Origin of the sequence: Streptomyces sp. NPDC056452, assembly GCF_042796085.1 — a bacterium.
GTDB lineage: Bacteria > Actinomycetota > Actinomycetes > Streptomycetales > Streptomycetaceae > Streptomyces.
The window spans coordinates 107,149-124,819 of record NZ_JBHTRI010000020.1 but is presented as its reverse complement, the minus strand read 5'-3'; the positions used below and the strand labels follow the sequence as shown (position 1 = coordinate 124,819).

Here is a 17,671-nt window from a genome sequence, read left to right as displayed (position 1 = left end):
GACCCCGCGCCCCGGGTCAGACTGCGGGAGCGTCCGGTCCGATCCGGCTGCGTACAGCCGTCTGTACCTCGGCTTCCTCGGCCGGGTCGGCGGCCAGCCGCCGCAGGCGTTCGGCGACGCGGATGTCCCCGGTCTCCGCGTGGAGTGCGGCGAGTTCCCGCGTCGTCTCCTCGCAGTCCCAGAGGCATTCGACCGCGAAGCCGGTGGCGAAGGAGGGGTCGGTGGCGGCCAGGGCGCGGGCCGCCCGTCCGCGCAGCTGCGAGGAGGACGTCTCCCGGTAGACGTGGCGCAGCACCGGGGCGGCGCAGGCGATGCCGAGGCGGCCGGTGCCGTCGACGAGGGTCCACAGCCGCTGGGCGTCGGGGCCGTCTCCCCGTACGGCCTCGCGCAGCGCGGCGAGGACGAGCGGGGCGTCCTCGGCACCGCCGCGGCAGGCGAGCACTCCGGCGGCCGACGCTCCGAGGGCGTCGGGCCGGTGCGCCCAGCGCCGGGCCCGGTTCACCGCCGCGTCGCCGCACATGCGCTCGAACGCGGCCACGGCGGCTTCGGCGACGACGGGCGAGGGGCTGAGGGCGGCCTGCTCGATCAGTTCGAGCACGGCCGGGTCCTGGACCTCGACGAGGTAGTGCAGGGCCGCACAGCGTGCGCCGTCGGAGCCGCTGCGGGCCGCCTCGACGATCAGGGGCCTGTCCTCGGCGCCGGCGACGGCGGAGAGGCAGCGGGCTGCCGGCACGTGGAGCACGCTGCCGCGCTCCAGGCCTTCCTGGGCCCAGTCGAAGACGGCCTGGACGCTCCAGCCGGGGCGGGGACCGCCGGGCCGCATCTGCCGCTGCCACCGGTCGAACGAGCCCTGTTCGGTCGCCGCCCGGACGCGGGCTCCGACCGCTTCGCGGGGGTCGTCGGCCCACAGCCGCCAGGGCCGCGGCTCGAACGCGTCCCGTACGGCGGCGGCCAGCTCGGCGGTACCTTCCGGGGTGGCGGGGAACCGGCCGAGCACGGGCACGGCGAGTGAGCGCAGTCCGGCGTCGTCGTCGCGCAGGGCGAGCTCGTCGAGTGCCCAGGCCCAGTTGGCGCCGGTGGCCGCGTAGCGCCGGAGCAGCGCGAGGGCGTCGTCGCGTCCGTAGGAGGCGAGGTGGCCGAGTACGGAGAGCGCCAGGCCCGTGCGTGAGTCCTCGGTGTCGAGCCGGTCCTCGGGGTCCCACAGATGCCGCTCGATCTCCTCGATGCCGCCGTCGAGATCGAGGTAGAGGCGTGCGTAGTAGAGGGAGCGGTTCTCGACCTGCCAGTCGTGACGCGGATCGCTCAGGACGCAGTGGTTGAGGGCCGCGAGTGCCTCGGGGCGTGGTGCGGCGAGTGCGTGGAGCGTGCCGTCGCCGCGGCCCCTCTGCAACAGGCCGAGCAGGGTGCCGCTCGGCGCTATGAATGGATCGAACATGGGGAAAGCCTCACATCAAGCTGTCGACGCAACCGGGACTGTGCTGTTCCAAGTGCCTGGGAGGCACTAGGCCGCGCAGCAACATGATCGGCCGACCGCCGTCTTCTGCCTGGTGCTCATCTTCCTCTGCCTCTCGTCGGTGGTCCTGAGCGGACCCGCGACGTCATGATGACCCAGCCATTTCGCCGACGCGACCACATTTACGGCGCACCGGTCAGCCGGCGGTCCGAGCGGTGTCTCAGCGCGCACCGAAGAGTTCCAGCAGGTCGCCCTTGCCGAACATGCGTGCGGTGTCCACCGCGGACGGTGATCCGGCGGCCGGATCGGCCCCCGCGGCGAGCAGTGCGTCGATGACGGTGCGCTCCCCCTTGAAGACGGCTCCGGCGAGCGGGGTCTGCCCCCGGTCATTGGCGCGGTCCGGGTCGGCACCGCGGCCGGCGAGGGCCGTGACGGCCGCGGCGTGCCCGTGGTACGCGGCGAGCATCAGCAGGGAGTCACCCCGGTCATTGGTGAGGTTCGCAGGGACACCGGCGTCGACGTAGGCGGCGAGTGACTCCGCCTCCCCCTGGCGAGCGAGGTCGAAGACCTTGGTGGCCAGCTCGACCACCTCGGGATCGGGGGTTTCGCTCATCGGACGGACCGCCTTCCATTGCCGTGGGTCGCCGTTGCCGACCTGGTGGGGAGTACGGCGGGGGGCCGTACGAGTGAATCGACAGGGTACTGCTCCGGCGCCGACATGAGCGTGCCCGGATGCGGCAAAAGATCACAACGAGTGGCGACCTTTTTCGGCGCGATCCCCGGACCGTTCCGCTCGGACAACCACTTTTCGCCCGCCGGTCGAGTGAAAACCCCACCTTTTCACCCAATTGCACCTTTTATCGTATAGATACATCTTGTGATCCTGGAAGTACTCATGGTGACTGTCCCCTTCAACCAGGAGAACTGCTCATGATCCTCTCCATCTCGGGCGTGGTACTGCTCGGCATCATCGTCTTCCTGTTCTTCAAGAAGGACGGGCTCAAGGCATCCCACGCCCTCATCTGCGCCCTGTTCGGCTTCTACCTGGCCGGCACCGCCATCGCGCCCAGCATCACAGCAGGCGGCGCGAGCCTCGCCAGCATGCTGGGCGGGATCAAGTTCTGACGCTCCCCTCCCGCTCCCACCTCTTCAGGAGACCGACGTGGCCCGGCGACCACTCCCCCGCATTCTGAGCAGCGGCAGCGCTTCGATCACTCGCAGTCGCGAGTTCGCGCGCACGGCCGCCGACAACGCCACCGACGTCCTCCATCCGCTGATCACGGTCACCCGTGGTCTGCGGCTGCTGGCCGGAGCAGGACGGCAGAAGTGGGCCGCGACGCCCAAGGACAGGCGCGGGCAAAGCCTGTTCCTCGTCGCGGCCTGCGTCCTGGTGGTGGCGCTCATCCCGTACGGGCCGCTGCTGGCCCTGATCTCGGTGATGGGCGCCGCCGCGTGGAAGGGACGGGACCGCACCCCTGCGAAGACCGGCCCCGACGACACGGAGACCGCACGGCTGCACGCGCTGTACGAGGCGCTGGTGCCCCACTTCTCCGTGGCCGACGACCCCAGTCCGCTGTACTCCCACGGCGGCGACTGGGAGAAGGCCTTCGCCTCGTCGTTCGCGTTCGACGGCAACGGCCGCCTCACCCGTCTCCAGGTGAGCTACCCGGCGTACTTCACGGACGGCGAGGCGGCTTCCCGGACCCGTATCGAGCAGGTCCTCCACGCCAAGTCGGGCCGGGGCCGCGAGTACCACTTCGCCTGGGACGAGGAGAACAACCACCTCCTCATGACCGTGCTCGACGCGCTGCCCACCACCATCGCCGCCCAGCGCTTCGTCACCGGCCCCGGTGAGACCGTGCTGGGCTTCACCGATGCCGACGCGGTGCAGCGCACCGTTCCCGTGGTGGACGGTGACACGACCCGGGACGCTTCCCCGGTGGTCTGGCGGACCGGAGCCCGCTCCACCGAACCGCATCTGCTGGCTGTCGGTCATCCCGGCAGCGGCACGACGACGCTCCTGCGGTCCATTGCGCTGCAGGCCCTCCAGCACGGCGACGTCCTCGTCGTCGAAGGCGGCGGAACCGGCGAGTACGGCTGCCTGGCAGGGCGCCCCGGAGTCCTCGCCGTCGAGTGCGGTCTGGCCGGGGCCCTGGCAACGCTCGAATGGGCCGCTCACGAAACGGAACGGCGGCTCATCGCGGCGAACCGGGCGCGCCAGGCCGGCCACCCCGAACCCGAGGACATCAAGCGCCCTCTCTGGATCCTGCTGGACCGCCCGAGCGCGCTCGGGCACCTGGCGGCGGCCGACGGCAGGCCCGATCCGCAGGAGCTCCTCCAGGTACCGCTGCGACACGGCCGTGCGGCCGGTGTCACGGTCGTCGTGGCGGACCAGTTCGACAGCGTGGACGCGCTCACCGAGACCGTGCGGACGCACACCCGGGCCCGCGCCGTCCTCGGCCCCGCCACGCACGAGCAGGTCGAGTCCGTGCTCGGTGCCCAGCCCCGCACCACGCCGACCCCGGACGTACCGCCGGGCCGGGGGTACGCGCGACTGGGCACAGGCCCTGTCCTGCGGCTCCAGGTCCCGGCGACACCGGACCCGTACGACGACGCGACGAGCGAGGCGCACCGGCAGGCCGTGCTCGACCTGCTGCCCGGCGGGCAGTCTCCGGTGGAGCAGGCCCCACCGGCCGCGGAGGTCGCCGAGCCCGTCCCCGTACCGGCACACCCGGATCCGCTCATCACGGCGCCGGCCACTGCCGAGGGGTGACGTCCCGGGTCCGAGGCCCGAACGTCCGTGCCGGACCACGGATGCCCGGAACGTCGCGGGCCTCAGGCCACGAACGTCCGTGGGGTCTCGGCCCCCGCGCTCGCGCCGGACCTGACGAGCTCCGCAGCCGCGGCGAGTCTCAGCGCCGCCTCGTCCGCCACCGGCCCGCCCACCGTGAACGGCAGCCGGACATAGCCCTCGAACGCCCCGTCGACCCCGAACCGGGGTCCCGAAGGCACCCGTACGCCGACCCGCTCGCCGGCCACGGCCAGCCGTGATCCGGAGAGGCCGCCCGTGCGCACCCAGAGGGTGAGCCCGCCGCGCGGTACCTCGAACTGCCACTCCGGGAGTTCCCGGCGCAGTGCCCGCACCAGGTCGTCCCTGTTCACCCGCGCCTGATCGCGCCGGACCTCGACGGCCTGCTCCCAGCCGCCGGTGCGCATCAGCCAGTTGATGGCGAGCTGCTCCAGTACCGGAGTGCCCATGTCCGCGTACGCACGGGCTGCCACGAGGCTGCGGATGACGTCCGGGGCCGCCCGGACCCAGCCGATCCGCATTCCGGCCCAGAAGGCCTTGCTCGCCGATCCGACGGTGAGGACGGTGCTGCCGGCCGGGTCGAAGGCGCAGACCCGGCGCGGCATCTCCACATCGGCGTCCAGATAGAGCTCGTTCATGGTCTCGTCGACCACGAGGACCGTGCCCGCGGAGCGGGCCGCGTCGACCAGGGCCCGCCGTTGCTGCTCGTCGGCCAGCGCCCCGGTGGGGTTGTGGAAGTCCGCGACGACATAGGCCAACCGGGGCGCGGAGTCCCGCAGGACCTGGCGCCAGCGGTTCATGTCCCAGCCGCCGAGCCCCTCCTCCATGGCCACGGGTACCAGCCGGGCGCCGGCCTCCCGCATGAGCTGCAGGATATTGGCGTAACTCGGGGACTCCACGGCGATGCGCTCGCCGCGCCCGGCGAAGAGGTGGCAGATCGCGTCGATGGCGCCCATCGCCCCGGTGGTGACCATGATCTGTTCGGGCATGGTGGGGATGCCGGATCCGGTGTAGCGGTCGGCGATCATCTGCCGCAGCGCGGGCAGGCCGGCCGGGTAGTCGCCGTGGGTGTGCGCGTAGGGCGGAAGCTCCTCCAGGGCACCCTGGACGGCCCGGGTCAGCCAGGGCTCCGGGGCCGGCAGCGAGGCGCAGCCCAGATCGATCATCGAACCGAGTGATTCCGGGGGCAGGGGTTCGAGACCGCGGGCGGGCAGCGGGTTGCCCGCCGGAACCGCGGTCCAGCTGCCGGCCCCGCGGCGGGACTCCAGGAACCCCTCGGCACGCAGCGCCTCGTACGCCGCGGCGACGGTGGTCCTGCTGAGCGAGAGGGCAAGGGCCAGCTCCCGCTCGGCGGGCAGCCGGGCGGCGACCGGGACCCTGCCTTCGAGGACGAGCAGGCGCACACCGTCGGCGAGGGCGCGGTAGGCGGGTGGCTTGCGGGTGCCCTGTCCTGCGGGCCGGGGCTGCTGCGCCCGGAGCTGCCGTGCGAGCTGCGCGGCACCTACCGTCGATGTCCACTGAGCCATGGAAATCAGTCCACCTTCCTCGGATTGGCCATAGTTGGCAGCCAATCCCCCGCCACAGAGTGACATGCAGCAGTCCAACACCACCACACAGGGGGCACCACTTGTCCGAACCCACCGCCCGGAGCGGGACCCGTCTCACCCGGCGGCTGATCCACCTCTATGCGGGCCTGGCCCTGTACGGAGCGAGTTCGGCGCTCCTGGTCCGCGCCGGGCTCGGGCTCGAACCGTGGGGCGTGCTGCACCAGGGCCTCGCCGAGCGGACCGGCATCTCCATCGGCGTCGTATCGATCATCGTCGGCGCGGTCGTGCTGCTCCTGTGGATCCCGATCAGACAGCGGCCCGGACTCGGCACCGTCTCCAATGTCTTCGCCGTGGGCATCGCGATGGACGCCACCCTCGCCCTCGTTCCGGATGTGCACGGGCTCGGGGCGCGGATCCCGCTGATGGCCGCGGGCATCGTCCTCAACGGCGTCGCGACCGGGCTGTACATCTCGGCACGCTTCGGCCCGGGACCGCGCGACGGCCTGATGACCGGTCTGAACCGGCTCACCGGGCGCTCCATCAGGCTGGTGCGCACGGCGATCGAGGTGGCCGTCGTGGTGACCGGCTTCCTGCTCGGGGGCTCGCTCGGGGCGGGCACCGTGCTGTACGCCCTGGCGATCGGCCCGCTGGCCCAGTTCTTCCTGCGCGTCTTCGACCTCCCGGCGCCGGACGAGGGCACCCCGGATGTTGCCGGCCGGACACCGCAGGAGGCGATACTGCCGCAGTGACAACAGCGACTTCGGGACGCCACCCCTATCTGGACCACCCCTCGCCGATTCCGTTCGCCCACCGCGGCGGGGCGGCGGACGGGATGGAGAACACGGCAGCCGCCTTCCGCCGGGCGGCCGATGCGGGCTACCGCTACTTCGAGACGGATGTTCACACCACCGCGGACGGCCGTCTGGTGGCCTTCCACGACTCCACCCTGGACCGCGTCACCGACGCCCGGGGCCGGATAGCCGAGCTCCCCTGGAGCGAGGTGAGCCGGGCGAGGGTGGCGGGAAGCGAACCGCTGCCGCTCTTCGAGGAGCTGCTGGAGGAGTTCCCCGATGCCCGCTGGAACGTGGACATCAAGGCGGAGCCCGCCCTCGTCCCTCTCATCGAGCTGATCCGCAGGACCGACGCCTGGGACCGGGTGTGCGTGGGGTCGTTCTCGGAGTCGAGGGTGGCCAGGGCGCACCGTCTCGCGGGTCCGCGCCTGGCCACCTCCTACGGCGTGCGCGGCGTGCTCGGCCTGCGGCTGCGTTCGTACGGCATTCCGGCGGCGCTCCGCGCCGGGGCGGTCTGCGCACAGATTCCGGAGAGCCAGAACGGCATCCGGGTGGTCGACCGGAGCTTCGTCCGTACGGCCCACGCACGCGGACTGCAGGTGCATGTCTGGACGGTCAACGAACCGGAACGGATGGCGGCGCTCCTGGACCTCGGGGTGGATGGCATCATGACCGATCACATCGAGACGCTGCGCACGGTGCTGAGCGAGCGGGGGGCCTGGGCCTGACGCCGGGCACGGCCGCGTCCGCACTGCATCAGCGAGGGGGCGCGGCGTGAGCACCGGAACCGCAGAATCGACCGGTCCGGCGGAACGGCCTCCCGGGGCCGCGGACCGCCTTCGGGAACAACGTGGCTGGTATTTCTACGACTTCGCCTGTTCCGTCTACTCCACGAGCGTCCTCACGGTCTTCCTCGGCCCGTACCTGACGTCGATAGCCAAGGCCGCCGCCGACGCGGACGGCTTCGTGCATCCGCTGGGCATACCCGTGCGGGCCGGCTCGCTCTTCGCGTACGCCGTCTCGGTGTCGGTCGTGGTCGCGGTGCTGGTGATGCCGATCGCGGGCGCCGCCGCGGACCGTACGGGGCGCAAGAAGCCGCTGCTCGCGGCGGCGGCGTACGTGGGCGCCACGGCGACCGCCTGCATGTTCTTCCTGGACGGCGAGCGCTACTTGCTGGGCGCGTTCCTGCTCATCGTCGCGAACGCGTCGATCTCCGTGTCGATGGTGCTGTACAACGCCTATCTGCCGCAGATCGCGGCTCCGGAGGAACGCGACGCGGTCTCCTCCCGCGGCTGGGCCTTCGGGTACACCTCGGGCGCGCTCGTCCTCGTCCTGAACCTCGTCCTCTACACGGGCCATGACTCCTTCGGCCTGTCCGAGTCCGACGCGGTACGGATCTGTCTCGCCTCCGCCGGTGTGTGGTGGGGCGCCTTCACCCTCGTACCACTGCGCCGGCTGCGCGACCGACGGGTGGCCCCCGGCGGCGAGGGCGCGGTCGGATCCGGCTGGCGCCAGCTGATGGCGACCCTGCGCGACATGCGCCGCCACCCGCTGACCCTGTCCTTCCTGCTCGCCTACCTCGTCTACAACGACGGCATCCAGACAGTGATCTCCCAGGCCTCGGTGTACGGCTCCGAGGAGCTGGGCCTCGACCAGACGACTCTGATCACCGCGGTGCTCCTCGTACAGGTGCTCGCGGTGGCCGGGGCGCTCGGCATGGGCCGACTCGCCCGGGTGTACGGCGCGAAGCGCACGATTCTCGTCTCGCTGGTCGTCTGGACGCTGATCCTTGCCGCCGCCTATCTGCTGCCGGCCGACGCGCCCGTGTTCTTCTACTCGCTCGCGGCCGCCATCGGCCTGGTTCTGGGCGGCAGCCAGGCGCTCTCGCGCTCCCTGTTCTCGCACCTGGTGCCGCGCGGGAAGGAGGCCGAGTACTTCTCGGCGTACGAGATGAGCGACCGGGGACTCAGCTGGCTGGGCCCCCTGGTCTTCGGTCTCGGCTATCAGCTGACCGGCAGCTACCGGGACGCGCTCCTGTCCCTGGTGATCTTCTTCGCGCTCGGTTCCGTGCTGCTCGCGCGGGTGCCTGTGAGGGCGGCTGTGGCCGCCGCCGGCAATCCTGTGCCGGACCGGATTTAGACGTTGAAGTGAAAGGCCGGTAGTGTACGCCTTTGGCCTGCCCGGAGGACCGTTACTGCGAGCGGTAGAAGCCAAACCGTTGGGTGACAACTTCCACCAGAGGTGACAAACCGGGCACCGATGGGTACTCAACCCAGATACAGCAGCGGCACGACGGGCGACGCATGACCGGAAACGGGAATCTTTACCGCCGACCGGACGTTGACCGGATGACGACGACAGCGACATTTGTCCTGTGGGCGACAAGCCCGGGAGGCACGATTCATGAGTGAGCGAGCTCTCCGCGGCACGCGACTCGTGGTTACCAGCTACGAGACGGACCGCGGCATCGATCTGGCCCCGCGCCAGGCGGTGGAGTACGCATGCCCGAACGGACATCGATTTGAGATGCCGTTCTCGGTAGAGGCGGACATTCCGCCGGAGTGGGAGTGCAAGGCGTGCGGCGCCACGGCACTCCTGGTGGACGGGGATGGCCCCGAGGAGAAGAAGGGCAAGCCTGCGCGTACGCACTGGGACATGCTCATGGAGCGGCGCACCCGCGAGGAGCTGGAGGAAGTGCTGGCCGAGAGGCTGGCGGTCCTGCGCTCCGGCGCCATGAACATTGCCGTGCACCCGCGGGACAGCAGGAAGTCTGCCTGACCGCACCTCACCGCACAGATTCAAGAGCCGCGGGCCGTGACACAGAACATGTGTCACGGCCCGCGGCTCTTTGTCTGCCCGGGGTGCACCCGGAGCTCGCGTGCACCCCGGGCCTCTGGGGCCTCGCCGCACTTCTGTGGGCCGCACGGCCTCAGGAGCCGTACAGCCCACAGAGTTTCAGGGGGACAGCGGCGGCCGGTTCGCTCCGGGACCCTCGTCGGGGCGGGAGCGCGCCTGCGTGCCGTCCTCACGGATGACCTCGCCCTGGACGACCTTCCCGTCCGGTCGGTGCATACGGGCCTGCCGGAAGGCGTCCGACAGACTGCCCGGTCCGGCCGCCCGCATCCGCCGCTCCAGGGAACGCTCCACGTAACGGCCGGCCATCGAGCGGACCGGCGGCAGCAGGAGCAGCAGTCCCGCCGCGTCCGAGATCAGGCCGGGAATCATCAGGAGCAGGCCGGCCAGCATCAGGAAGCCGTTGCCCTTGCTGCCCGACGGGGCGGCGGCCGGGGTCGCCGTCGCGCCCGGCTGCCCGGGCATCTGCTGGAAGGTCTCGGTGAGGGTGCGCATGGCACGCCGCCCCGCCCGCTTGATCACCACGGCCCCGAGCACGGCGCCGGCGACCAGGAGCAGCAGCACGGTGAACCCGCTCGCCGCTTCGGCCACCACGGTCAGCAGCCAGATCTCCAGCACCAGCCAGGCCGCGAGGCCCAGGGGCAGGAAGGTACGGGCGCGTGAGCGCCGTGGACGGTTCGGAGGCGGTGTGCCGGTCGTCATGCACCCAGTGTGCCTGTACGGGCGTGCAAGCGGCATAAGGGGGTGATCATGGTGCCGGGCCGACCGCGGGCCTGGAGGTCAGGAGGGCCTGCGGCCCAGGACCTTGTTCGCCCGGGTGGTGATTCCCCATCCGGTGACCCGCCACAGCGCCTCGACGAGGATGTCCCGGCTCATCTTGGAGTCGCCGATCTCCCGCTCCATGAAGGTGATCGGCACCTCGACCACGTGGTAGCCCGCCTCGACCGCCCGACGGGCCAGGTCGACCTGGAAGCAGTAGCCCTGCGAGGCGACCTCTTCGAGGCCGAGGCCGTCGAGGGTCGGGGTGCGGAAGGCGCGGTAGCCGCCGGTGACGTCGCGCACCGAGAGGCCGAGGAGCATCCGGGAGTAGAGGCTGCCGCCGCGGGAGATCATCTCGCGATGCCTGGGCCAGTTGACCACCCGGCCGCCGGGCACCCAGCGCGATCCGAGGACGAGATCGGCGCCCTTCAGCGCTGTCAGGAGCCGGGGAAGCTCCTCGGGCTGGTGGGAGCCGTCCGCGTCCATCTCGACCAGAACGCCGTAGCCGTTCTCGGAGCCCCAGCGGAAGCCCGCCAGATAGGCGGCCCCGAGCCCTTCCTTGCCCTTGCGGTGCAGGACGTGCACCTGCTCGTCGCCCGCCGCGAGCTCGTCGGCGACCTTGCCGGTGCCGTCGGGGCTGTTGTCGTCGGCGACCAGGATGTCCGCTTCCGGAACGGCGGCGCGCACCCTGGCGACGATCAGCTTGATGTTCTCGGCCTCGTTGTAGGTCGGAATGATCACCAAGACTCTGCCGAGCGGGCCGAACTGCCTCTGACCGCCGTCGTTCACTACTGCCCCTTAAAGTCCGTACGCAGGTGCACACCATATCCAGCGCGCCGCGGCCGGACTCCGACGCGGTCACGAGGTGACACGCGAGGCGCCCCCGCGGGACCGGACAGAAGCGTGGAACTGCGGACAGAACTGCGGATCGGGGCCCGGCGTCCTTCGGGCCGACCTGGGACCCGCTGGCTGCGGGTCGACCGAATGCCGTTGTCTACTGAACCTCCGGGCCCCACCCGGGTCGCACCCGCCGTCCGGCCGAAACCTTCCCTCGCCCCCGAGGCGCGGGCGCTGAACCTGGCTGTCAGTGGTGGTGCGCCGGTGCGGCACACCACCCCATGACCCAGCGGCGTTCGACGACTGCGTGGAGGTTTGACCGGGCGGACGTCCAGTGGTGGACCCGGCCGAACCTACCGGCCCGTGGGCGCTGTCTGTCAACAGCCGTTTGACCTGCGGCTTTTACCTAAAACGCCTGGTCAGTGCCGAGGGCCCACAGGTCGCGGCAGAGTGCGCGCAACTTCGATCGGCGGTACGAAACGCAGCGACGTCACTCGTTCGGCCTTACGTAGACAGTTTGTCCGAAGACCACGGTGCGCAGGCATACGGGAAGCTCACTCCCGGGAGTGAGATCGGGCAGGCCAGGGGTGCCGGAACGGGGGTCGGTCGACCAACGGGAGACCCTGTCGTCGGGGGCCTGGACCACCAGCTCACCGGTACGCCAGACGGCGTAGTCGGCAGGTGCACCGGGGACGAGGACTCCCGCGTCGTCGCGGCCGACCGCCCGCCAGCCACCGCGGGTGTGGGCCGTGAAGCCCGCCCGTACGGAGATGCGGTGCTCCGGCGTCCGGTGGAAGGCCGCGGCGCGCACGGTCCCCCACGGGTCCAAAGGGGTGACCGGGCTGTCCGAGCCGAAGGCGAGGGGCACACCGGCACGCAGGAGTGCCGCGTACGGGTTGAGCGTGCCGGCCCGCTCGGCACCCAGCCGCCCGGCGTACATACCGTCCGGGCCGCCCCAGGCGGCGTCGAAGGCGGGCTGGACGGATGCGGTGAGTCCCAGCTCGGCAAAAGCGGCGATGGTCTCGGGGGTGAGCATCTCGGCGTGTTCCACCCGGTGCCTGGCGGCGCGGATCCGGGCGAGTCCGAGAGCCTCGGAGGCGGCCCGTACGCCCGCCACCACCGCGGAGACCGCGGCGTCGCCGATGGCGTGGAACCCCGCCTGCAGTCCCGCCTCGGTGCAGGCCGTGACATGCGCGGCGATCTGCGCCGCGTCCAGGTGGGCGGTGCCGGTGTGGGGCGCGTCGGCGTACGGCTCGTGGAGGAAGGCGGTGTGCGAGCCCAGGGACCCGTCGACGAAGAGGTCCCCTGCCGCGCCGACGGCTCCGAGCTCCTGGATCCGGGCGGCACCCTTCGCGTCCTCGATCCGCTCGGCCCAGTATCCGAAGACCCGGGGGCCCGACTGTTCGGCGGCGATCTTCAGCAGCGCGGTGAAGTCCTCCTCGTCCGAGATGTCGGGGCCGGCGCACTCGTGCACCGTCCCGATACCGAGCGAGGCCGCCTGCGCGAGCGCGGCACGCTGGGCCTCGGCACGCTGCTGCGGAGTGATAGCGCCGTGGGCCGCGGCGCGCACCGCGTGGTGGGCGGCGCCCGTCAGTGGAGCATCGGGGTGGTAGCCGGTGAGCGCGGTGACGCCGGGGACGAGGTCCAGGAGCGCCGTGGTGACCACTGCGGAGTGCACATCGACACGGGGCAGGTAGACCGGCAGCCCGGCGGCCGCCGCGTCGAGTTCCGCGCGCGAGGGGGGCCGCTGTTCGGGCCAGCGCGTCGCGTCCCAGCCATGACCGAGGACGACCCGCTCCCCCGGGTGGCTGTTCACGTACGCACGCACGAGCCCGAGGGCGTCGGCGAGCGTGCGCGCGCCCGAGAGGTCCAGCCCCGTGAGGGCGAGCCCGGTCGACGTGGTGTGGACGTGGGAGTCGGTGAACGCCGGGGTGACCAGGGCCCCTTCCAGGTCGATCACCTCGTCGACGCCGCTCGCGAAGGCGTCGGCAGCCCCTTCGGAGCCCACCCAGGCGACATGCCCGCGTTCGACGACCATCGCGGTCGCGAAGGGGTCGGCGGGGCTGTGGACGTCTCCACCGCGCAGCAGCACGGTGCGGTGGTCGCTCTGAAGGGCGGTGCTCTCGGTCATGGGACCAGTCTCGCGCCTGCCCGGACCGCTTCGGTCCGCGCCCCCCTCGACCGAGGGCCGCGCTCCCCTCGACGAAGGGCAGCACCTTCCCCGGCGGAGGGCAGCACTCCCGAGCCCCGCGCGCCTCAGATACGCGGAGGGCGGGCCTCGTACGGCGTGGAGAGGGCGACGGTCGTACGGGTGGAGACACCGGCCAGCGAACGGATCCGGGTCAGCAGGTGCTCCAGCTCCAGGGGAGTGGCGACCCGCACCTTGAGGATGTAGTTCTCGTCGCCCGCGACGCTGTGGCAGGCCTCGAGCTCAGGGACACCGGCGAGACGTTCGGCGATGTCGTCGGGCGCGCTCGGATCGAACGGCTTCACCGAGATGAACGCGGTGAGGGGCAGGCCGACGGCTTCGGGATCGACGACCGCGGCATAGCCGCGGATCACCCCGCGCTGCTCCAGCCTGCGGACACGCTGATGAACGGCCGAGGTGGACAGGCCCGTGGCCTTGCCCAGGTCGGTGTAGCTCATCCGCCCGTCCTTGACGAGCAACTCCACGATCTGACGGTCCAGCTCCTCCATGCGGATCAACCTATGGCCCCAGGTCCCTCCAAGCACAGTCGTGGAGGCTCCGGAACTGCACGTTCGGGGGCCATGTGACGAATGCCACAGGTTTACGGGTGGGTAGCCGACGGCCTCGCGGTTACCGCCCACTTCCGACGGGAAGTGCTTGCTGTGGTCGAGGCCGTGGCGCCTTGCCGGCCCACCCGAGGGGGGAACAACCCATGCAGAGCCTGAAGCTCACCGGACGTACCGAACCGGAGCCCGTCGATTCCGACGAGGACACCGCTCCCGACGCGTACGACACATTCGAGATGTACCGGGTGATCTGCCCGGACTGCTCCCAGCCGATCGCCCTGCTGGCGGACGAGGACGTCCTGCCCGAGCACGCGCTGTGCCCCACCCCGTGGAATCCGTTCGTCCTCACCGTGTGCGCGGGCACGAGCCGTGCCGCCGCGGACGCGCGTCCGGCCGATGAGTCCCTCGATGCCCAGGAGCAGGAGACAGCACTGCTGCTGACACTCCCTCAGGGGCTCGACTGGCGGATGCAGCCCTTCTCGCACGCCGGCGGTCCCGGATCCCGCCCCCTGCGGGTACCGCAGATGCGGCGAGACGCCGCCTGACGTTCCCTGCGCGTCGTACATCTGTGCCGCACCACGACGGCATGCCGTCGTGGTGCGGACGGTTCCACCGGCCGGTTCCTGCGCCTGTACAGCCCGGACATCCCCGGGGGCAATCGCACGCGCCCTCCGGGGCCCGTGCACCCGAGGAACGGGCGCACGAATCGCCCGGACAGTGACCCGGCACCCTGCCCGGGCGTTGTTTCTGTATGAGCATGCTGCACTCGACAGCCGGACCGGTTCGCCGCCGCCTGACCGCTCCGACGCCCGAAGAATCGGTTCCTCAGCCCGGCCCCGCGTCCCGGGAGGCGGCACAGCAGCCCGTGCCGCACACGACCGACCCGCCCATCTACCGGGCGATGCTGCGCCATTGGGAGAGTACGGGCCGGACGCTGCCGGGCCGCCAGGACCAGGAGTGGAACCGGATCATGACGACGCCGGTGTGGTCGGACCGGCCCGTACGGATCAGCGCGTCTCGGGACCCGCGAGATGGCGGGCGATGACCATGCGCTGGATCTGATTGGTGCCCTCGACGATCTGCAGCACCTTGGCCTCACGCATCAGGCGCTCGACGGGGAAGTCGAGGGTGTAGCCGTAGCCCCCGAGCACCTGGACGGCGTCGGTGGTCACCCGCATGGCCGCGTCGGTGCAGAACAGCTTCGCCATCGCCGCCTGCCGTGAGAACGGCAGGCCCGCGTCGCGCAGGCGCGCCGCCTCCAGGTAGAGCGCCCGTCCGGCCTCGATCTGGGTGGCCATGTCGGCGAGCATGAAGCGCAGTCCCTGGAAGTCCGCGATGGGACGGCCGAACTGGCGTCGCCCCGTCGCGTATCCGACGGCCTCGTCCAGGGCCGCCTGGGCGACCCCGATGGCGCAGGCGGCGATCCCGAGCCGCCCCGAGTCGAGCGCGGACAGGGCGATGGCGAAGCCCTGCCCCTCGTCACCGATACGGCGGTCGCCGGAGATCCGTACACCGTCGAAGTGCAGCTGGGCGGTCGGTGAGCCCTTCATGCCCATCTTCTTCTCGGGTACGGCCGCGTTGAGCCCCTCCGCGTCCCCCGGGACGAGGAACGCGGTGATCCCGCGGGCGCCCTCCGCCCCGGTCCTTGCCAGCACCGTGTAGAAGTCGGCGATGCCGCCGTGCGTGATCCAGGCCTTGGTGCCGGTGAGCACCCAGTCGTCGCCGTCCCGTACCGCCTTCGTGCGCAGCGAGGCGGCGTCGGAGCCCGAGGCGGGCTCGGAGAGGCAGTAGGCGCCCAGCAGACCGCCCGAGAGCATCGCCGGGAGGTGGGTGGCCTGCTGCTCCTTGGTGCCGTATCCGGCGAGCGCGTGGCAGGCCAGGGAGTGGACGCTGACGCCGAGCCCGACGGTGAGTCTGGCCGCGGCCAGTTCCTCCAGCACCTGGAGGTACACCTCGTACGGCTGGTCGCCACCGCCGTGTGCGGAGTCGTACGGCAGTCCGAGCAGTCCGGACTCGGAGAGCAGGGTGAAGACCACGCGCGGGAAATGGCCCGCTTCCTCCTCCTCCGCCGCCCTGGGAGTGATCTCCTTGGACACGATGTCGCGGACCAGCTCGATGAGCTGCCGGGACTCCTCGGTGGGCAGGCGGCGTTCCACCGGCTGCGGGGCACTGTCGGACATGACGGCGCTCTCCTCCCTGTCGGGCGTTGCGGCGGTCGCGCGCGCGGGGTGTGAGCGGCGCCGCCGGGTGGTCCCGGGCGATGCCCGGAAATCTATGACTCCCCAGCCGATCCTGCCTTCTCGGATCACGAGAGGCGCTGGCCAGCGGCTGTGGCGCGTTGAGTATGCCCGATCGGAGCGCTTGCGTCACCGGGTACCTGGCGTCCTTGATCAGGGAAATTGGTCCGAACCATTGACCCAACTGGTCTAGTCCATCTACGGTTCCCCCACTGCTTATCGCGTCCATGCCAAAGCATGGATTCGGTCCGCACCCCCACACGTCAAGCCCTCCCCCACGAGGAGCCACAATGACCGGACTTCACCGTCCACGCGCCCGCTTCCGGGCGCTCGCAGCGACCGTCTGTACCGCCGCGCTCGGAGCCGCCCTTCTCGGCGTCACCGGTATGTCGTCGGCAGGTGCGGCCCCCACCGCCTCCGCACCTGCAGCCGCCGAGGCCGCCCCCTCCGCCGCCGGCGGCAAGGTGGTCGGATACTTCACCAACTGGGGTGTCTACGAGCGCAATTACCACGTCAAGAACATCGAGACGTCCGGCTCGGCCGACAAACTCACGCACATCAATTACGCCTTCGGCAACGTCCAGGGCGGCAAGTGCACCATCGGCGACAGCTACGCCGACTACGAGAAGGCGTACACGGCCGACCAGTCCGTCGACGGCGTCGCGGACACCTGGGACCAGGAACTGCGCGGCAACTTCAACCAGTTGCGCAAGCTGAAGAAGCTGCACCCGGACCTGAAGATCATCTGGTCCTTCGGCGGCTGGACCTGGTCCGGCGGGTTCGGTGAGGCCGCGCAGAATCCGGCCGCCTTCGCCGAGTCCTGCTACAACCTGGTCGAGGACCCCCGCTGGGCCGACGTCTTCGACGGCATCGACATCGACTGGGAGTACCCGAACGCCTGCGGCCTGAGCTGCGACACCAGCGGGCGTGACGCCTACGGCAACCTTCTGTCCGCGCTGCGCACCAAGTTCGGCACCGGCAACCTGATCACCTCGGCGATCACGGCCGACGGCTCGGACGGCGGCAAGATCGACGCCGTGGACTACGCCGGTGCGGCGAAGTACCTCGACTGGTACAACCCGATGACGTACGACTTCTTCGGCGCGTTCGCGGCCAAGGGGCCGACCGCCCCGCACTCCCCGCTGACCTCCTACCCGGGCATCCCGACGGAGGGCTTCAACAGCGACGCGGCCATCTCCAAGCTCAAGGGCCTGGGCATCCCCTCGGAGAAGCTGCTGCTGGGCATCGGCTTCTACGGCCGCGGCTGGACGGGCGTCACGCAGTCGGAGCCCGGCGGCACGGCCACCGGGGCCGCCCCGGGGACGTACGAGGCGGGCATGGAGGACTACAAGGTCCTGAAGAACACCTGCCCGGCCACGGGCACGGTCGCCGGCACCGCGTACGCCCACTGCGGCACCAACTGGTGGAGCTACGACACCCCGGCCACCATTGCCACGAAGATGGCCTACAAGAACCAGCAGGGCCTGGGAGGCACCTTCTTCTGGGAGCTCAGCGGTGACACCACGAACGGCGAGCTGATCAAGGCGATCAACTAGCCGCGACGGGGTAGACGCACGACAGGGCGGGCGAGGGGCGGGGTGCCGGGCGGGCGCCTCGCCCCTCTCGCGCGC

At 71.0% G+C, this 17,671-nt stretch carries 16 protein-coding genes; 8 read left to right on the top strand and 8 right to left on the bottom strand.

The genetic code is table 11. The annotated features are described in order from the left end of the window. Positions 1–16 precede the first annotated feature (16 nt). Entirely contained in the window at positions 17–1,435 is a 1,419-nt protein-coding gene (locus ACFQ6X_RS20730) for a HEAT repeat domain-containing protein (RefSeq protein WP_383183404.1), read from the bottom strand. A 238-nt stretch (positions 1,436–1,673) separates the two neighbouring features. Continuing rightward, entirely contained in the window at positions 1,674–2,066 is a 393-nt protein-coding gene (locus ACFQ6X_RS20725; RefSeq protein ID WP_383183402.1) for an ankyrin repeat domain-containing protein, read from the bottom strand. A 317-nt stretch (positions 2,067–2,383) separates the two neighbouring features. Between ACFQ6X_RS20725 and ACFQ6X_RS20720 the strand changes: the two genes are divergently transcribed. Together ACFQ6X_RS20720 and ACFQ6X_RS20715 are read left to right on the top strand one after the other, a co-directional pair. Further along, the gene (locus ACFQ6X_RS20720) at positions 2,384–2,578 is read left to right on the top strand and encodes a hypothetical protein (RefSeq protein WP_014044751.1); all 195 of its coding nucleotides are present in this window, start codon (positions 2,384–2,386) and stop codon (positions 2,576–2,578) included. Between the two features lie 37 nt (positions 2,579–2,615). Beyond that, on the top strand, positions 2,616–4,226 hold the full coding sequence (locus ACFQ6X_RS20715; RefSeq protein ID WP_383183400.1) for a hypothetical protein: 1,611 nt from the start codon (positions 2,616–2,618) through the stop codon (positions 4,224–4,226). 62 nt (positions 4,227–4,288) lie between these two features. On the opposite strand, the gene ACFQ6X_RS20710 is transcribed toward ACFQ6X_RS20715, so the two are convergent. Next, on the bottom strand, positions 4,289–5,788 hold the full coding sequence (locus ACFQ6X_RS20710; protein WP_329213073.1) for a PLP-dependent aminotransferase family protein: 1,500 nt from the start codon (positions 5,786–5,788) through the stop codon (positions 4,289–4,291). Between the two features lie 101 nt (positions 5,789–5,889). Between ACFQ6X_RS20710 and ACFQ6X_RS20705 the strand changes: the two genes are divergently transcribed. The 4 genes from ACFQ6X_RS20705 to ACFQ6X_RS20690 all read left to right on the top strand — a co-directional run bounded on the left by ACFQ6X_RS20705 (position 5,890) and on the right by ACFQ6X_RS20690 (position 9,378). Continuing rightward, positions 5,890–6,558, top strand: coding sequence for a YitT family protein (locus ACFQ6X_RS20705; RefSeq protein ID WP_383183398.1), 669 nt, complete (start codon positions 5,890–5,892; stop codon positions 6,556–6,558). After that, a complete protein-coding gene (locus ACFQ6X_RS20700; RefSeq protein WP_383183396.1) occupies positions 6,555–7,328 on the top strand; it encodes a glycerophosphodiester phosphodiesterase family protein in 774 nt (257 codons plus the stop codon). The genes ACFQ6X_RS20705 and ACFQ6X_RS20700 overlap by 4 nt, the downstream gene beginning before the upstream one ends. A 46-nt stretch (positions 7,329–7,374) precedes the next feature. Beyond that, complete coding sequence (locus tag ACFQ6X_RS20695) at positions 7,375–8,739, top strand: MFS transporter (RefSeq protein ID WP_383183394.1); 1,365 nt, start codon at positions 7,375–7,377, stop codon at positions 8,737–8,739. A 264-nt stretch (positions 8,740–9,003) separates the two neighbouring features. Beyond that, positions 9,004–9,378 carry an RNA polymerase-binding protein RbpA gene (locus ACFQ6X_RS20690; RefSeq protein WP_329213065.1) on the top strand — a complete coding sequence of 125 codons (375 nt, stop codon included), beginning with the start codon at positions 9,004–9,006 and terminating at the stop codon, positions 9,376–9,378. A gap of 177 nt (positions 9,379–9,555) precedes the next feature. Here the strand turns inward: ACFQ6X_RS20690 and fxsA are convergent, their stop codons facing one another. The 4 genes from fxsA to ACFQ6X_RS20670 form a co-directional block, all read right to left on the bottom strand. After that, a complete protein-coding gene (fxsA, locus tag ACFQ6X_RS20685) occupies positions 9,556–10,155 on the bottom strand; it encodes an FxsA family membrane protein (RefSeq protein ID WP_383183391.1) in 600 nt (199 codons plus the stop codon). A 78-nt stretch (positions 10,156–10,233) separates the two neighbouring features. After that, complete coding sequence (locus tag ACFQ6X_RS20680; protein WP_383183390.1) at positions 10,234–11,001, bottom strand: polyprenol monophosphomannose synthase; 768 nt, start codon at positions 10,999–11,001, stop codon at positions 10,234–10,236. Positions 11,002–11,539: 538 nt separating this feature from the next. Further along, positions 11,540–13,180 carry an amidohydrolase gene (locus tag ACFQ6X_RS20675; RefSeq protein WP_383183388.1) on the bottom strand — a complete coding sequence of 547 codons (1,641 nt, stop codon included), beginning with the start codon at positions 13,178–13,180 and terminating at the stop codon, positions 11,540–11,542. 125 nt (positions 13,181–13,305) lie between these two features. Further along, complete coding sequence (locus ACFQ6X_RS20670) at positions 13,306–13,746, bottom strand: Lrp/AsnC family transcriptional regulator (protein WP_329213058.1); 441 nt, start codon at positions 13,744–13,746, stop codon at positions 13,306–13,308. 203 nt (positions 13,747–13,949) lie between these two features. Here ACFQ6X_RS20670 and ACFQ6X_RS20665 point away from each other — a divergent pair, with 203 nt between their 5' ends. After that, complete coding sequence (locus ACFQ6X_RS20665; protein ID WP_329213056.1) at positions 13,950–14,348, top strand: hypothetical protein; 399 nt, start codon at positions 13,950–13,952, stop codon at positions 14,346–14,348. A gap of 462 nt (positions 14,349–14,810) precedes the next feature. On the opposite strand, the gene ACFQ6X_RS20660 is transcribed toward ACFQ6X_RS20665, so the two are convergent. Beyond that, entirely contained in the window at positions 14,811–15,983 is a 1,173-nt protein-coding gene (locus ACFQ6X_RS20660) for an acyl-CoA dehydrogenase family protein (RefSeq protein WP_383183385.1), read from the bottom strand. Positions 15,984–16,330: 347 nt separating this feature from the next. Between ACFQ6X_RS20660 and ACFQ6X_RS20655 the strand changes: the two genes are divergently transcribed. Beyond that, the gene (locus tag ACFQ6X_RS20655) at positions 16,331–17,596 is read left to right on the top strand and encodes a glycoside hydrolase family 18 protein (RefSeq protein WP_383183383.1); all 1,266 of its coding nucleotides are present in this window, start codon (positions 16,331–16,333) and stop codon (positions 17,594–17,596) included. The last annotated feature ends 75 nt before the right edge of the window (positions 17,597–17,671 follow it).

What these genes read in the sequence shown, in the direction of transcription:
- ACFQ6X_RS20730 (WP_383183404.1), bottom strand. Translation starts at nt 1,435, where the DNA reads ATGTTCGATCCATTCATAGCGCCGAGCGGCACCCTGCTCGGCCTGTTG.
- ACFQ6X_RS20725 (WP_383183402.1), bottom strand. Translation starts at nt 2,066, where the DNA reads ATGAGCGAAACCCCCGATCCCGAGGTGGTCGAGCTGGCCACCAAGGTC.
- ACFQ6X_RS20720 (WP_014044751.1), top strand. Translation starts at nt 2,384, where the DNA reads ATGATCCTCTCCATCTCGGGCGTGGTACTGCTCGGCATCATCGTCTTC.
- ACFQ6X_RS20710 (WP_329213073.1), bottom strand. Translation starts at nt 5,788, where the DNA reads ATGGCTCAGTGGACATCGACGGTAGGTGCCGCGCAGCTCGCACGGCAG.
- ACFQ6X_RS20690 (WP_329213065.1), top strand. Translation starts at nt 9,004, where the DNA reads ATGAGTGAGCGAGCTCTCCGCGGCACGCGACTCGTGGTTACCAGCTAC.
- fxsA (WP_383183391.1), bottom strand. Translation starts at nt 10,155, where the DNA reads ATGACGACCGGCACACCGCCTCCGAACCGTCCACGGCGCTCACGCGCC.
- ACFQ6X_RS20675 (WP_383183388.1), bottom strand. Translation starts at nt 13,180, where the DNA reads ATGACCGAGAGCACCGCCCTTCAGAGCGACCACCGCACCGTGCTGCTG.
- ACFQ6X_RS20670 (WP_329213058.1), bottom strand. Translation starts at nt 13,746, where the DNA reads ATGGAGGAGCTGGACCGTCAGATCGTGGAGTTGCTCGTCAAGGACGGG.
- ACFQ6X_RS20665 (WP_329213056.1), top strand. Translation starts at nt 13,950, where the DNA reads ATGCAGAGCCTGAAGCTCACCGGACGTACCGAACCGGAGCCCGTCGAT.
- ACFQ6X_RS20660 (WP_383183385.1), bottom strand. Translation starts at nt 15,983, where the DNA reads ATGTCCGACAGTGCCCCGCAGCCGGTGGAACGCCGCCTGCCCACCGAG.
- ACFQ6X_RS20655 (WP_383183383.1), top strand. Translation starts at nt 16,331, where the DNA reads ATGACCGGACTTCACCGTCCACGCGCCCGCTTCCGGGCGCTCGCAGCG.